The 13,470-nt window shown below is 73.5% G+C and carries 12 protein-coding genes and 2 tRNA genes; 6 read left to right on the top strand and 8 right to left on the bottom strand.

Annotated features, from left to right (window positions below; translation table 11 throughout):
* Positions 1 to 17 precede the first annotated feature (17 nt).
* Both ACIHEI_RS07510 and ACIHEI_RS07505 read left to right on the top strand, forming a co-directional pair.
* A complete protein-coding gene (locus ACIHEI_RS07510; protein ID WP_396605999.1) occupies positions 18 to 914 on the top strand; it encodes a GntR family transcriptional regulator in 897 nt (298 codons plus the stop codon).
* A gap of 43 nt (positions 915 to 957) precedes the next feature.
* Positions 958 to 1,608: a hypothetical protein gene (locus ACIHEI_RS07505; protein ID WP_387639712.1), complete on the top strand. Its 651-nt coding sequence runs from the start codon at positions 958 to 960 to the stop codon at positions 1,606 to 1,608.
* Positions 1,609 to 1,762: 154 nt separating this feature from the next.
* On the opposite strand, the gene ACIHEI_RS07500 is transcribed toward ACIHEI_RS07505, so the two are convergent.
* Positions 1,763 to 2,548 carry an SLATT domain-containing protein gene (locus tag ACIHEI_RS07500; protein WP_387639709.1) on the bottom strand — a complete coding sequence of 262 codons (786 nt, stop codon included), beginning with the start codon at positions 2,546 to 2,548 and terminating at the stop codon, positions 1,763 to 1,765.
* Positions 2,549 to 2,977: 429 nt separating this feature from the next.
* On the opposite strand from ACIHEI_RS07500, the gene purD reads away from it, so the two are divergent.
* From purD to ACIHEI_RS07480, 4 genes are all read left to right on the top strand, one after another.
* Positions 2,978 to 4,222, top strand: a complete 1,245-nt coding sequence (gene purD, locus ACIHEI_RS07495; protein ID WP_392948821.1) for a phosphoribosylamine--glycine ligase — start codon at positions 2,978 to 2,980, stop codon at positions 4,220 to 4,222.
* Positions 4,223 to 4,653: 431 nt separating this feature from the next.
* Positions 4,654 to 6,144, top strand: a complete 1,491-nt coding sequence (locus tag ACIHEI_RS07490; protein ID WP_396605998.1) for a hypothetical protein — start codon at positions 4,654 to 4,656, stop codon at positions 6,142 to 6,144.
* A 151-nt stretch (positions 6,145 to 6,295) separates the two neighbouring features.
* Positions 6,296 to 7,840: a N,N-dimethylformamidase beta subunit family domain-containing protein gene (locus ACIHEI_RS07485; RefSeq protein WP_392948825.1), complete on the top strand. Its 1,545-nt coding sequence runs from the start codon at positions 6,296 to 6,298 to the stop codon at positions 7,838 to 7,840.
* 93 nt (positions 7,841 to 7,933) lie between these two features.
* On the top strand, positions 7,934 to 8,833 hold the full coding sequence (locus ACIHEI_RS07480) for a phosphoribosylaminoimidazolesuccinocarboxamide synthase (RefSeq protein WP_396605997.1): 900 nt from the start codon (positions 7,934 to 7,936) through the stop codon (positions 8,831 to 8,833).
* Between the two features lie 27 nt (positions 8,834 to 8,860).
* Here ACIHEI_RS07480 and ACIHEI_RS07475 read toward each other — a convergent pair whose 3' ends face one another.
* The 7 genes from ACIHEI_RS07475 to ACIHEI_RS07445 form a co-directional block, all read right to left on the bottom strand.
* Positions 8,861 to 9,475 carry a response regulator gene (locus ACIHEI_RS07475; RefSeq protein WP_387639696.1) on the bottom strand — a complete coding sequence of 205 codons (615 nt, stop codon included), beginning with the start codon at positions 9,473 to 9,475 and terminating at the stop codon, positions 8,861 to 8,863.
* Positions 9,472 to 10,647, bottom strand: coding sequence for a sensor histidine kinase (locus ACIHEI_RS07470; RefSeq protein WP_396605996.1), 1,176 nt, complete (start codon positions 10,645 to 10,647; stop codon positions 9,472 to 9,474). Before ACIHEI_RS07470 ends, ACIHEI_RS07475 begins: the two co-directional genes overlap by 4 nt.
* A 125-nt stretch (positions 10,648 to 10,772) precedes the next feature.
* Positions 10,773 to 11,576, bottom strand: coding sequence for an ABC transporter permease (locus ACIHEI_RS07465; protein WP_396605995.1), 804 nt, complete (start codon positions 11,574 to 11,576; stop codon positions 10,773 to 10,775).
* The gene (locus ACIHEI_RS07460; RefSeq protein WP_396605994.1) at positions 11,573 to 12,550 is read right to left on the bottom strand and encodes an ABC transporter ATP-binding protein; all 978 of its coding nucleotides are present in this window, start codon (positions 12,548 to 12,550) and stop codon (positions 11,573 to 11,575) included. The genes ACIHEI_RS07465 and ACIHEI_RS07460 overlap by 4 nt, the downstream gene beginning before the upstream one ends.
* Before the next feature lie 183 nt (positions 12,551 to 12,733).
* A tRNA-Gly gene (locus ACIHEI_RS07455) sits at positions 12,734 to 12,809 on the bottom strand.
* A 38-nt stretch (positions 12,810 to 12,847) separates the two neighbouring features.
* Positions 12,848 to 12,920 (bottom strand) — tRNA-Gly (locus ACIHEI_RS07450).
* Positions 12,921 to 13,072: 152 nt separating this feature from the next.
* Complete coding sequence (locus ACIHEI_RS07445) at positions 13,073 to 13,390, bottom strand: Lsr2 family protein (RefSeq protein ID WP_073807183.1); 318 nt, start codon at positions 13,388 to 13,390, stop codon at positions 13,073 to 13,075.
* Positions 13,391 to 13,470: the final 80 nt, after the last annotated feature.

The following is a 13,470-nucleotide window of genomic DNA, read 5'->3' as shown; positions in this document are numbered from 1 at the left end:
GATAGGGGGGAGCGGCGATGAACGCTGCGGGAGCCGGGAGCGGCCGCGCCCTGATCCGGCGCAACAGTCTCCGCGAACAGATCGCCGACGCCCTGCGCGACGAGATGATGTGCGGCCGGCTGCCCGCCGGCCGCAACTTCACCGTCAAGGAGATCGCCGAAATCTACGGCGTCTCCGCCACCCCCGCCCGGGAAGCCCTGGTCGACCTCTCCGCCCAGGGACTGCTGGTCAGCGAACCCAACCGCGGCTTCACCGTCCCCGAGTTCGACTGGGACGACTACCTGGAGATCCTCGAAGCCCGGGCGCTGCTCACCGACAACGCGCTGCGCCACCTCGGCAACCGGGAACACCCCTACGACTGGACCCGGACCGTCTCGCTGCGCCGCCGCGCCGACGCCGCCACCCGCGCCGCCCGGGCCGGCCACCTCGACGTCCTGGTCGGCTGCGACCTGCGGTTCTGGCAGGAGGCCGCGGCCATCCTGTGCAACGAGCGGATCGCCGACTACCTCGGCTGGCTGCGCGTCCAGTCCTGGATGTTCGCCGCTCCCCACCTGCGCGCCGCCGGCGAACTGGCCGGCGTCTGCTGGGACCGGCACGGCGACCTCGTCGACCGGATCGAGGACCGCGACCACGACGGCGCCCGACGGCTCGTCAACCACTACAACCTGTTCACCATCGAACTGCTCGCCGGGCTGCTCGACCGGACCCTCGACGGTTTCTCCGTCATGCGACTGCTGCGCGAACCGGCCCCGGCCGACGCGCCGTCAGCCGCCCCCGAGAAGGGCGAGGACGCCCCCCAACCGCCCCACGGCGCCGTCGCATTGGGCCGGGTCCCACTGCCCCGGGTCGTCCCGCCCGGCCGGTTCACCCGGTCCTTCCGCCCGGGGCGCGGCGAGCCCGCCACGGGCCGGTAGGGTTGGGGCCCATTGCCCCGCCACCGAGAGGATGAGCCGGCCCATGGCCTGCGACCTCTGGCTCGTCCCGCTCGTGGACGTGCTCACGTACAGCCCCGAAAACCCCTTCCGGGACGACCTCGACCGCTACAACGGAGTGCTGGCCCAGCACGGGCTGCCGCCCGTCCCGGTCAACCCCTACGTACCGGGCTTCTCCGGAGACGTCGAGACGATAGCCGCGTTCGACTACGACTCGCTGCACTTCCTGCGCCGCGCCTACCTGTTGGGGCTCACCGGCTTCGAGGTGGCGCCGGTGGACGCACTCGGCAGCGACTACGAACAGCTCCTGGAGATGTTCGAGGCCACCGCCGAACAGTCGCACCTGGTCTGGCACTTCGACCACGCCGGGGCATACGTCCCGGTGGACTTCGCCGTCCCGCTGGTCGCCGACGAACTCCTCGCCGCAGGCGGCCCCTTGGGCTCCTCGTACGGCCTGCTCCGCGAACTCCAGGCCGTCGCCCCCCTGCTGGGCATCGACCCGCTCAACCCCCCGGCCCCCACCCGCCCCCTGGGCCCCACCCAACTGGAACAGCCCTTCGGCCCCCCGATCGACGACTTCCAGCACCCCTTCGCAAGGGAGCGCCACGCCTGGGCCGGCCTGTACTCGGCGGCGGCCCGCAGCGTCTCCCAGTCCTCGATGATCGTCTTCGCCTAAAGGGGATAGCCATCGGGGGGCGCGAGGACCTGCGCGAAGGGGAACGCACACGACCGCAAGATCGCGCCGCAGGACAATGACTTGCACGTGTTCGCGACCTTGCGGACGGGCCCGCGCTTGTCGCGCAGTTCCCGCGCCCCTGTCGGTTCACCGACTAGCGCAGGGGCCCCTCCGGGGGACGCTGTCGCGGCATGGTCGGCCTGGTGCCCGGCGGCGGCAGGACGCGGACCTGTGCGCCGGTGCCAACCTCGTTGCGGCCGCCCCAGCTGCCCGGGGTCTGGGTGGGCAGCTGGGTCATGCCGGCGCGGAATTCGAGCATCCACTCGGAGGTCTCGGTGCGGACCATCTCGGAGACGTCCTCGCAGAAGCGCCGCAGCACGCCGAGGCAGCGTTCGGCGGCCTCGCCGGCGGTGCCTTCGGTGGGGCCGAGGACTTCCCGGACGCATTCCGAAGCCCAGTCGAACTGGAAGGCTTCCAGGCGGCGTTGGAGTGCCTGCGAGGTGGAGACGTCGCGCATCCAGCCGGAGGTGAGTCCGAACGCGCGGTCGGCGGCCAGCGAGGCGGCGGCGAGCGCGAGGCCGACGTAGCCCCATTCGAGGGCGTGCGGGAGGACGCCGGTGAGGGAGACGATCGGGGCGGTGACGCCGGCGACGGTGAACAGGCCGGCGGCCTTGCGGAGCAGCCTGGCCCAGCGGCGCTTCCAGACCCGGTCGCGGCGGTACCACTCGATGGCCTCGACGGCGCGTTCTTCCGACCAGCGGTAGAGCTCCTCGAGGCGTTCGGCCGGTTCACCCCAGTCGCCGAGCGGGAACTGACGGGCGCTCAGGTCGGTGCGGCGGCGGGTGGGGATCCGTCCGCCGGAGCCGGGGGCGCTCTGGTCGTCGTCGGCGACCTCTTTGCCCCAAGGACTCTCCTCGGGCTGCATTTCCGGCTGGCTCACCTGTGGCGCTCCCTGTGGCGGGGTGACTGCGGAGGCCCGGCGGGTACCGGGACTGACGGTTCGGAACATCGAAGTGGCGTGGACATCGGGTTTTCGGCGCGGACCTCGAGTTCGGCGGAGCCGCCCATGGTGCCGTGCCCGCTCTGCGGCCGGGTTCTTGTCCAACAGCACTTCTTACCGCCAAATGGCTGACCGTGTGGGCGCTTCCGCAGTGATCGTTATGTGATTTCACCTCCGGAAGCCGAGGTCGGAGGGTTGTGCTGCCCGGCCGGATTTCACCCGTCCGAGCGAGGTGAACGGGGGCGGTCGGTGTGACTGCGCGGCTGTTCGAACAGGCCAGCTGCTTTTGGTGGGCGGGCACACCGGATTCGGGGCCGCGGACGGTGCCGCCGACGGTGCGGAACCGGCCACCGACTAGGCTCTCGACTCGTGAAGGTCCTCGTCATCGGCGGCGGCGCCCGCGAACACGCCCTGTGCCGCTCCCTGTCCCAAGATCCCGCCGTTACCGAGCTGCACTGTGCCCCGGGCAACGCCGGGATCGCGCGGGTGGCCACCCTGCACCCGGTCGACCAGCTGGACGGCGCCGCCGTCACCGCGCTGGCCCGTGAGCTGGGCGCCGACCTGGTGGTGGTCGGCCCGGAGGCTCCGCTGGTGGCCGGTGTCGCCGACCCGCTGCGGGCGGCCGGCATCCCGGTGTTCGGCCCGAGTGCCGAGGCCGCGCAGCTGGAAGGCTCCAAGGCCTTCGCGAAGGACGTGATGGCCGGGGCCGGCGTCCCGACCGCGCGGTCCTACGTGTGCACCACCGAGCAGGAGGCCGCCGAGGCGCTGGACGCGTTCGGCGCCCCGTACGTGGTGAAGGACGACGGCCTGGCGGCCGGCAAGGGCGTCGTGGTCACCGAGGACCGCGCCGCCGCGCTGGAGCACGCCAAGGGCTGCGAGCGCGTGGTGATCGAGGAGTACCTGGACGGCCCGGAGGTGTCGCTGTTCGCGATCACCGACGGCACCACGGTGCTGCCGCTGGTGCCCGCGCAGGACTTCAAGCGCGCGCTGGACGGCGACCAGGGTCCCAACACCGGTGGCATGGGCGCCTACACCCCGCTGCCGTGGGCCCCCGAGGGCCTGGTCGAGGAGGTGCTGGAGACGGTTCTCCAGCCGACCGTCGACGAACTGCGCCGCCGCGGCACCCCGTTCTCCGGTCTGCTGTACGCGGGCCTGGCGCTGACCTCGCGCGGCACCCGGGTGATCGAGTTCAACGCCCGCTTCGGCGACCCGGAGACCCAGGTCGTGCTGGCCCGGCTGCGCACCCCGCTGGCCGGTGTGCTGCTCGCCGCCGCCAACGGCACGCTGGCCGCGTTGGAGCCGCTGCGCTGGGACGAGGACGCCGCGGTCACCGTGGTGCTGGCGTCCGAGGGCTACCCGGCGAACCCGCGCACCGGTGACCCGATCGAGGGCCTGGACGAGGCGGAGGCCGACGGCACCGCGTTCGTGCTGCACGCCGGTACCAAGACCGGCCCGGACGGCGAGGTGCTGACCGCGGGCGGCCGGGTGCTGTCCGTCACCGCCACCGGCGCGGACCTCGCCGAGGCCCGGGCCAAGGCGTACGCGGGCCTGGCGAAGATCTCCTTCAAGGGCGCCCAGCACCGTACCGACATCGCGGCCGAGGCCGCGCAGTAAGCAGGGAGTACCCGCGGGGCGCTGCGCCCGGACCGACCCGTCCGGACGCAGCGCCCCGCGGCGTTTCCCGGGATCGGGGTGGAGCGGGCCGCACGCCGAAAAAGCAGTCCTTCGGGTGATCTGTTGGTCATCCCGCTGACGGGGCCGGAGCGAGCGCCGTAGGGTGCGCTGCATCGTGCAGGGGCGGGGGCGCCGGCGTGGGCGCGGCTCGTCGCCATGACGCGCCCGGGGGATGCTGGGAGCGGTGGCGGGTCCCGCCGCGGTGTCACCAGGACGGGTGGTCTCCCGGAAGTTCCGGAACACCCGCCCGTACCGGGGCGTCGAGACTGGCAGGAAAGCGCCACGCGAGTCGTACCACCGGGTTCGGCACCCGCCGCTTCCCGTACCGGAATTGATCGAGTCGAGTCGGCTGCGAAGGGGGTGCCGCGGCGATGGCTGCAGTGGACACCGCACGCGCACGAGCCCGGGCCGTCCTGCGTCTGCGCGGACGGGCCGTGGCCGCCGCCGCGCTGCCCGCCGCCTGCGCGGTGGTGCTGCTGGTCGGGCGGTTCACCGGACGGATAGGCGCCCCCGGGTCGCCGGACGCGCCCCTGTGGGACGGCATCCGCTGGGCGGTCTGCGCGGTCGCCGCGCTGACGCTGCTGCTGGCCGCCATGGTGGCCCGCGCGCACCGCCGGGCCGTCCCCCCGGTCACCCCCGCCGTGCCGCTGACCAGGGCGGACGCACCGGAGCTCTACCGGCTGATCGAGGAGCTCGCCGACCGGCTGGACGTTCCGGCGCCCGGCGCGATCGCGCTCACCCCCGACTGCGACAGCTGGCTGGAGGAGCCGCACCGGCCCGGCCGGCGGGCCGCGCCCGGCGCGCCGGTGCTGGTGATCGGCTCCCCGTTCCTGTGGTGGATGCGGGCCGGCGAGCTGCGCGCCCTGCTGGCCCCCGTGGTGGCCGGCACCGCGGCCGCCGCCGATCCGGACATCGCCGCCGCCCGCCGCTGGCTGCGCACCCTGGACGCCGCGCTCGGCGACCGGCACCGCGGCCCCGCCGCGCTGGTCGGCCGGGTCGACCGGCACCTGCTGGGCGCCTGCCGCGAGCACTCCGCCGAGCTGGAGCACGCCGTCGCCGCCTGGGCCTCCGAACAGGCCAAGGCCGTCGACTACGGGCTGCGGATCGCCGCCCAGGAGCAGGTCGGCCTGGCCTACGCGGGCTGGGACCGGCTGCTCACCCGGGTCGCGCTGCCCGCCTGGCGGCTCGGCCGGCACCCCTCGCACCTGAACGCCGGCGTGGTCGCCGCGCTCACCGAGCTCTCCCGCCGCGACCGGCTCGCCGACGGCTACGGGAACCGGCTCGGCGACCGCCCCGCCTGCGACCTGCTGGAGGAGCCCGGCCTGGTGGACACCCGGGTGTCCCGGCTGGCCGCCGAACTGCTGCACGAGGAGCCGCCCGGCGGCTGGCAGCCGCTGGACTGGGAGGACTACCCGGAGCAGGTGGTCGACCACGGCTGGCGGGAGAGCGCCGCAGCCCTGCAGAGCGCCCTCGGCGACGACCACCCGCACACCGGCCCCGCGCTGGACAAACTGCTCGCCCGGCTGGCGGCCGGGGAGTCCGAGACCCTGGCGGCCGCACTGGCGGGAAGGGTGGCGCGCGCCGCCGAGGTCGCGCCCCCCTTGCCTCCTGTGCGCAGCGGACGCGACCTGCTGGTCGAGCACCTCACCGCCACCGTCTGCTGCGCCGCGGTGGACGCGGGCACCGCGAGCCCGGGCCTGGACTGGCTGGACGGCCCGGTCCTGCTGTCCCGCGCGGCACCGAGAGCCGCTCTGTCCCCGGCGGTGACGGCCGCCGCGGAGGCCGGGCAGGACGGCCCGCTGCGGTCCTGGCTGGAGCGGGCCGGAGTGCGACTGGAGCGACCGGTGCGGCTTTCCGGATGAATTTCCGAAAGATCCCGGAAAACCCGGTTTCGCCGATACGAATTGCTACGGTGGGGTGACACTGCGCCAGCAACCTGTGATGTGCTGGTCCGCACGCACATCCGCATGGCAATTGCCACCCTCGGCGGATGCGCAAGGGTGGGGAGGGCGTGTGGGAACGGAATCCAACCGCCGGTGGGAGTCCGGCACGCTGGCGCACGGGGTGTCCGATCCGTTCGGCCAGGGCCCGCTGCCGTGGCTGCGCAGCCCCGACCACTACCTGGCGGACGGCGAGGGCGCGGTGCCCTGGTACGTCAGCGTGGACGCCCCGGGGCAGCAGCCGCTGGAAGGCGCGGCCCGGCCGCCGCGGCCCGCGGTGAGCGGTCCGAGCAACTCCGACGACGTGCGGCAGCAGATCAAGGGGTTCGCGTCCTCGGGCGTGGTCCGGCCGGGCGGTTCGGTGGATCTCCGGGTGACGGTCCACCCGCCGCAGGAGTTCCAGGTCGACGTCTACCGGATCGGCCACGACGGCGGCGACGGCGCCCGCCAGGTGTCCTCCAGCCCGCTGATCGCCGGTCTCGTCCAGCCCGCCCCGATGGTCGCCGACCGCACCGTCTCCTGCCACCACTGGTGGCAGTCCTGGCGGTTGCAGGTCCCGCAGGACTGGCGGCCCGGCGCGTACGTCGCGGTGCTGACCACCGCCGACGGCGGGCACCGCAGCCACATCCCGTTCACCGTCCGGGACTTCAACGCGGCGGAGCTGCTGCTGGTGCTGCCGGACGTGACCTGGCAGGCGTACAACCTGTTCCCGGAGGACGGGCACCTCGGGGCCAGCCTCTACCACGCGTGGGACGCGGCGGGGCGGCTGGTGCGCGAGGAGGAGGCGGCGGTCACCGTCTCCTTCGACCGGCCGCACGCCGGGGCCGGGCTGCCGCTGCACGTCGGGCACGCGTACGACTTCATCCGCTGGGCCGAGCGGTACGGCTACGACCTGGGCTATGCCACCGCCACCGACCTGCACGCCGGGCTGGTCAACGCCGAGCGGTACAAGGCGATGGTGTTCCCCGGGCACGACGAGTACTGGTCGGAGCCGATGCGGCGGGCCGTCGAGCGGGCCCGGGACGGCGGCACCTCGCTGGTGTTCCTGTCCGCCAATTCGCTGTACTGGCGGGTCGAGCTGACGGCCGGCGCGAACGGCGAGCCGTCCCGGCTGCTGAACTGCCGCAAGCGGCAGAAGGTCGGCGCCGACCACCCCGCGGCCGGCCCGGCGGGTTCGGCGAGCGCGCTCTGGCGCGACGCGGGGGAGCCCGAGCAGCATCTGCTGGGCATCCAGTACGCGGGCAGCGTGCCGGCGCCGGTGCCGCTGGTGGCCCGGAACACCTCGCACTGGCTGTGGGAGGGCACCGGCCTGGAGGAGGGCGAGGAACTGCCCGGCCTGGTCGCGGGGGAGGCCGACCGCTACTACCCGAAGGTCGCGCTGCCCGCCTGCACCGAACGCACCCTGCTGGCGCACTCCCCGTACCGGGACGCCGCCGGCCGGCTCACCCACCAGGAGACCTCGCTGTACCGGGCGCCCAGCGGCGCGTACGTCTTCGCGTCCGGGACGTTCGCCTGGTCGCCCGCGCTGGACCGGCCCGGGCACACCGACGAACGGATCCAGAAGGCCACCGCCAACCTGCTCGACCAGCTCTGCAAGGAGGGCCGCACCCGTCCCTGACCTGGTGCTGAGCGGGGCCGCACCCGCCCCCTGCCCCGTGCGCATGAAAGACTCCCCGCAGCAGAGCCCCCCAGCTGTGAGGACTTTACGACCGTGAGCGGATTCGTCACCAAGCCCGAGCCGGTCCAGGTGCCCGGCCTGGTCCACCTGCACACCGGCAAGGTGCGCGACCTGTACCGGGACGGGAACGGCAACCTGGTGATGGTGGCCAGCGACCGCACCTCCGCCTACGACTGGGTGCTGCCCAACGAGATCCCCGACAAGGGCCGGATCCTCACCCAGCTGTCGCTGTGGTGGTTCGAGCGGATCGCCGACCTGGTGCCCAACCACGTGATCTCCACCGAGCTGCCCGAGGGCGCCCCCGCCGACTGGGCCGGCCGCACCCTGATCTGCCGCAGCCTGGAGATGGCGCCGGTGGAGTGCGTGGCCCGCGGCTACCTGGCGGGCTCCGGCCTGGAGGAGTACCGGGTGTCGCGCACGGTGTGCGGCATCGCGCTGCCCGAGGGCCTGGACAACGGCTCGGAGCTGCCCGCCCCGATCTACACCCCGGCGCTGAAGGCCGAGGTCGGCGAGCACGACGAGAACGTCTCCTACGAGGAGACCGCCCACCGGATCGGCGCCGACCTGGCCGCCACCCTGCGGCAGACCACTCTCGCCGTGTACTCGCGGGCCCGGGAGATCGCCCGTGACCGGGGCCTGATCCTCGCCGACACCAAGTTCGAGTTCGGCCTGCTGGACGGCGAACTGGTCATCGGCGACGAGGTGCTGACCCCGGACTCGTCCCGCTACTGGCCGGCCGACGAGTGGCAGCCGGGCCGCGACCAGCCGTCCTTCGACAAGCAGATCATCCGCGACTGGCTGACCTCGCCCGCCTCCGGCTGGGACCGCAAGAGCGACAACCCGCCGCCGGCGCTGCCCGCCGAGATCGTCGAGCACACCCGGCAGCGCTACATCGACGCGTACGAGAAGCTCACCGGTCTCGACTGGAAGTAGATCCCCGGGGCTGGCTGTGACGCGCCGTCACAGCCAGCCGTGCTCGCGGGCGATCCGCACCGCCGCGTGCCGGTTCTCCGCGCCCAGCTTGCCCGCCGCCGAGGACAGGTAGTTGCGCACCGTGCCCTGCGACAGCGAGGCCCGGTCGGCGATCTCGGCTATCGAGGAGCCGTCGGCGGCCAGTTCCAGCACGTCCGTCTCGCGCGGCGTCAGCGGGGAGTCGCCCGCGCTGATCGCCTCCGCGGCCAGTTCCGGGTCCACGTAGCGGCCGCCCGCCCGGACGGTGCGGATGATGCCCGCCAGGTCGGAGGCGGAGACGGTCTTCGGCAGGAAGCCGCGCACCCCGACCTCCAGGGCCCGCTTCAGGTAGCCGGGGCGGCCGTGCCCGGTCACGATCATCACCCGGCAGTCCGGCAGTCGGTGCCGCAGTTCCGCGGCCACCTCCAGGCCGTCCAGGCCCGGCATCTGCAGGTCCAGCACCGCCACGTCCGGGCGGTGCGCGGCGGCCATCGCCAGCGCCTCCGGGCCGGACGCCGCCTCGGCGACCACCGCCAGGTCGTCCTCCAGCGCGAGCAGTGCGGCCAGCGCTCCCCGGATCAGATGTTCGTCGTCGGCGAGCAGTACTCGCACCCGGTCGCTCACGCCACGGACTCCCTTGCCTCGATGGGTAGTTCGGCGGTCACCCGGAACCGCCCGGGGCCGGGTCCGGCCGCCGTCAGGATGCCGTTGTGGGCCGCCAGGCGCTCGCGCAGACCGCGCAGGCCGCTGCCCGCGCCGTCGGTGCGGGACGGCGGGACGGCGGGCACCCCGTCGTTCTCCACTTCCAGCACCGCGAGGCCGCCCGAGACCCGCAGCCGGAACGAGCAGTTGGCGGCCTCGGAGTGCCGCAGCACGTTGGTCGCGGCCTCCCGCACCACCCAGCCGAGCACCGACTGCGCCTCGGAAGGCAGCGCGTCCGTGCCCGCCAGTTCGGTCCGGCAGTCGACGTTCGCGGCGCGCAGCACCGAGGCCGCGCCGATCAGTTCGGTGTGCAGTTCGACGGTGCGGTAGCCGCGCACCACCTCGCGGACCTCGCGCTGCGAGTCCTGCGCGATCCGCTGCACCTCGGTCATCTGGTCCACCGCCTCCGGGCGCCCGCGGCGGGCCAGCTGCACCGCCAGTTCGCTCTTCAGCGCGATGGTGGCGAGGTTGCGGCCCAGCACGTCGTGCAGGTCACGGGAGAACCGCAGCCGCTCCTCGGCGACCGCGAGCCGGGCCTGGGCCTCCCGGGCCCCGTCCAGCTCCCACACCACCTTCGCCGTCCAGGACGAGCAGCGGGCGGTGGCGCCGGCCATCGTGGCGCCGAGCAGGCAGCCCACCAGCAGGCCGACCACCGCGGCCGGGTGGGCGCCGGCCAGCAGCAGCGGCGCCGCGAGCAGCGTCAGCGAGACGGCCGCGGTCAGCAGCGCCTCGCGCACCGACAGGGCGAGCACGCAGGCGCCGAGCCAGAACGTCACCGTCATCGGCGCGATCGCGTTCGGCACCATCGCCTTGTCGCCGGTCATCGATGCGGTGGGCAGCATCATCGCCAGTGACATTCCGACCGCCACCGCCCCCGTCAGCGCCACCCAGCAGTACGGGTGCGGGCGGCGGCCCAGGTAGGCATTCAGCCCGGTGCGGAACAGCACCAGGTTCAGCGCCGCCGCCAGCAGCACGCCCGGCACCGCCAGCAGGAGCTGGCCGGTCGGCACCTCCCGCCGGGCGCTCACCGACCCGACCACCAGGAGCGCGGCCAGCACCTGCATCACCGACACCAGGTACAGCGACCAGCGCACGTACAACTCGGTGCGCTGCGGTTTCGACAGGGACCGCCACCGCCTGATCGGCCTCGGCCTGTTCATCGCTGGGTACCCCGCTTCCTGACGACTCCCCAGCATCCTGCCAGCCCGCCCGCGGCCGCTCAGCGGCGCGGTTCCCAGCGGAACCAGCGCCGGGCCGCCCAGGCGGCCGCAGCCGTCCACACCACGGCCAGCAGCAGCGGCACCGCGCCCTGCGACCACGTGCCCGCGAAGCCCTCCGCCGGGCCGGAGCCGTCGGTGCCGAACCAGCCGATCCGCAGCAGCTCCAGCGCCGGGGTGGTCGGCAGCAGCCGGCAGATGTTCGCCATCGAGTCCGGCATCGACTCCAGCGGGACCATCAGGCCGGAGCCGAGCTGCGCCACCAGCAGCAGCGGCAGGGTGGTGATGCCGGCGGTCTCCACGGTCTTGGTGAAGGCGCTGGACAGCGCGGCCAGCGCGGTCAGCAGGGCCGCCGACAGGGCCAGTCCGGCCAGCATCAGCACCGGGTTCACCGGGGCGGGCAGGTCGAGCAGCAGTGCGCCGCCGACGCCCAGCAGCAGGCACTGGGTGAGCGCCAGCGCGATCGACGGGGCGGCGGTGCCGAGCAGGATCTCGGCGTCGGTGCCCTCGCCGGTGCGCAGCCGCTTCAGCACCAGTTCGCTGCGCCGGGCGGTGTAGGCGGAGGTCAGGTTGCAGTAGATGACGATCATCAGCACGATCCCCATCGATCCGGCCACCAGGTTGCCGTTCACGTCCAGGCCGGGGGAGTGCTCGGAGAGGCGGTCGAGCATCCCGCGGAGCGTGGTGACCAGGATCAGCGGCAGCGCCAGGGCCATGAACATCGCGGTGCGGTTGCGGCGCAGCAGGGTGGCCTCGGCGCGGCCGAGGGCGAGCAGGCGTCCGGCGGGGGTGGTCGCGGCGGTCATGCGGCACGTCCGATCTGCGGCGGGGCGGTGGCCGCGTCGGACGCGGCGATGGCGAGGAAGGCCTCTTCCAGCGAGGCGCTGCGGGCGTCCAGCCGGTCCAGTACGACCTGGTGGTGGGCGGCCCAGCCGAGCAGCTCGGTCAGGGTGCCCTGGAGGTCGGTGGTGCGCAGGGTGATCCGGCGGCCGTCGATCCGCAGGTCGGCGCCGGGCAGGGACGGCAGGTCGAGTGCGGCGTGCGGGCCGGTGCGTTCGGGCAGTTCGAAGCCGATCCGGGCGGGGTGGTCGGCCAGCACCTCGGCGACGGTGCCGCCGGCCACCACCCGGCCGCCGTGCATGATCGCCAGCCGGTCGGCGAGTTCCTCGGCCTCTTCCAGGTAGTGCGTGGTGAGCAGGACGGTGGTGCCGGCCTCGCGCAGTTCGCGGATCAGCCGCCAGACCGAGGCGCGGGCCTCCGGGTCGAGGCCGGTGGAGGGCTCGTCCAGGAACAGCACCTCGGGCCTGCCGAGCAGGGCCATCGCCAGGTCGAGGCGGCGGCGTTCGCCGCCGGACAGCTGCTTGACCCGCACCGAGCGCCGGGGCAGCAGGCCGACCAGGTCGAGCGCCTCGTCCACGGTGCGGGCGTCGCTGGTCATTCCGGCCCAGCAGGTGCCGGTCTCGGCGACGGTCAGTTCGCCGGGGAAGCCGCCCTCCTGCAGCATGATGCCGATCCTCGGCCGGAGTGCGGGCCGCTCCCGGGCCGGGTCCAGGCCGAGCACCCGGACCTCGCCGGCGCTCGGCGCGGCCAGGCCCTCCAGCACCTCCATGGTGGAGGTCTTGCCGGCGCCGTTGGTCCCGAGCAGCGCGAAGAGTTCGCCGCGGGCGACGCTGAGGTCCAGGCCGCGGACGGCCTCGAACCCGGCGGCACCGGACGGTCCGTAGCGGCGGTGCAGGCCGCGGGCCTCGACGGCGGGGCGGGGACGGCTGGTGTCGGTCATGGCTCCAGCCTTCCGCCGGGCCGGGCCGTCCAGTAGTGCGGGCCGTCACCGGGTGCCGGTGGAGTTCCACGGGTCGGCGATGACAAATGTCATCGGGTGGCTGTCGTCGGGCGTCCTGCCGTCGGGGTGCCGGTCGGGGCCGGAAACGCCGAAGGCCCCCTCGGTCGAGGGGGCCTCCGGAACTGGAGCGGACGACGAGATTCGAACTCGCGACCCTCACCTTGGCAAGGTGATGCTCTACCAACTGAGCCACGTCCGCATGATATTGAATTGTTACAGCCTGTAACGCTAGCTGCGAGCGGACGACGAGATTCGAACTCGCGACCCTCACCTTGGCAAGGTGATGCTCTACCAACTGAGCCACGTCCGCACGGTGCCTGGGCACCGGCCGCCCCGCTCGGGTTTCCCCGGTTGCGGCGACGAGAAGAACTCTACAACATCAATCGACCTGCTTGCCCCACCTTTCCCCGGCGGGGCGGCCGGGGAAGGGGCCGGCGGCCCGCAACGGGCCGCCGGCGAGGGTCAGTTGTTCTCGGAGAACGCCTCGTACACGTGCTTCGGGATGCGGCCGCGGGCGGGCAGCTCCATGCCGTTCGACTGCGCCCAGGCGCGGACCGCGGCCGGGTCGGGGGTGAGCGCGGTACGACGGAAGGACTTTCCGCTGCGGCTCTGCCGGCGTCCTGCGGCGACGAACGGGGCGAGAGCCTCCCGAAGCTTTTCCGCGTTGTCGGCGGACAGGTCGATCTCGTACGACTTCCCGTCCACGCCGAAGTGGACGGTTTCCGCGGCGGCGCCGCCGTCCAGGTCGTCGGAGAGCGTGACGACTACACGCTGAGCCATGGGTGTCAATCCTCTCGGGCAATTCGGCCGGCGGAGGTCTCGGATGCCCCGCCGGTCCGTTGGGCCGGGATCACGGCATC

This window comes from Kitasatospora sp. NPDC051984 (assembly GCF_044593455.1).
In the GTDB taxonomy this organism is placed as follows: domain Bacteria; phylum Actinomycetota; class Actinomycetes; order Streptomycetales; family Streptomycetaceae; genus Kitasatospora.
This window is presented reverse-complemented; position numbering and strand designations above follow the sequence as displayed.

What these genes read in the sequence shown, in the direction of transcription:
- ACIHEI_RS07505 (WP_387639712.1), top strand. Translation starts at nt 958, where the DNA reads ATGGCCTGCGACCTCTGGCTCGTCCCGCTCGTGGACGTGCTCACGTAC.
- ACIHEI_RS07490 (WP_396605998.1), top strand. Translation starts at nt 4,654, where the DNA reads ATGGCTGCAGTGGACACCGCACGCGCACGAGCCCGGGCCGTCCTGCGT.
- ACIHEI_RS07510 (WP_396605999.1), top strand. Translation starts at nt 18, where the DNA reads ATGAACGCTGCGGGAGCCGGGAGCGGCCGCGCCCTGATCCGGCGCAAC.
- ACIHEI_RS07460 (WP_396605994.1), bottom strand. Translation starts at nt 12,550, where the DNA reads ATGACCGACACCAGCCGTCCCCGCCCCGCCGTCGAGGCCCGCGGCCTG.
- ACIHEI_RS07445 (WP_073807183.1), bottom strand. Translation starts at nt 13,390, where the DNA reads ATGGCTCAGCGTGTAGTCGTCACGCTCTCCGACGACCTGGACGGCGGC.
- ACIHEI_RS07465 (WP_396605995.1), bottom strand. Translation starts at nt 11,576, where the DNA reads ATGACCGCCGCGACCACCCCCGCCGGACGCCTGCTCGCCCTCGGCCGC.